We start from the raw sequence: 822 nt of genomic DNA on the forward strand, positions 1-822 counted from the left end.
AACGGGTTCCACCGGGATGCGATGTACCGGTCGATGGTGTCGGAGTTCTCCGCCGCGGGTCGGATTCCCCAGGGTTCTGTGGAGTTCGCGTTCAGTGATGCCCGGACGGTGAGCCAGGAGTTGCCCGCAGTGCGTGCCGCGTTCGCGGTCGGGCGGGTCAGTGCGGGGCATGTGCGGGAGATCGCCCGGGCGAGTGCGATCGTGGCGGAGGCGGTGCGTAACCGTCGGGTGGATGCCGCGGTGATGGGTTTGTACGAGGCGGCGGTGCTGGTGTTCGCGGAGCGGGAGACGGCTGCCCGGACCGCGGCGCATGCGAGAGAGGTCGCCGCTGCGTTGGTAGGCGAAACGGTCAATGATCGGCACACGCGGGCCGCGGGCGAGCGGGGTGTGAAGGTCCGCTCCGTCGGGGACGGGTTGGCGTTGTTGACGGCGGTGCTCCCGGAATGGGTGGCGGTCGCGATCGCCGACCGGCTGGCACAGATGGCACGCCAGGTGATCCGCAACCGTGATCGAGAGTCTGCCGCCGCGGGAGACGACGAGCCCCACACCGACGCGAACAGGCACGCCTCGACCTCGACCAAGACCGACGCCAACGCGGCGACCCCGGCCGACGGGGGCAAGATCTTCAGCGACGACACGTTCGCGACAGACCCCGAGCACGACTCGGACACTGGCCAGGACTCCGACGCTGCGGTGACGGACACCCGCACCTGGGACCAGATGCAGGCGGATCTGCTCGCGGACCTGCTGCTCGCCGCCGACCCGAGCGCCGTCGCCACACCCTCGAGCAGCCGTTCGCCGGGAAGCGAGACGCGGACGGCG

At 70.3% G+C, this 822-nt stretch carries 1 protein-coding gene; it reads left to right on the forward strand.

Translation table 11 applies throughout. The annotated features are described in order from the left end of the window. Positions 1-33 precede the first annotated feature (33 nt). Positions 34-822, forward strand: a 789-nt coding sequence (locus DW306_RS00015; RefSeq protein WP_275092139.1) for a DUF222 domain-containing protein, incomplete at its 3' end; no start/stop codon positions are given.

The sequence above is a fragment of the Microbacterium sp. K24 genome (assembly GCF_004794465.1).
GTDB lineage: Bacteria > Actinomycetota > Actinomycetes > Actinomycetales > Microbacteriaceae > Microbacterium.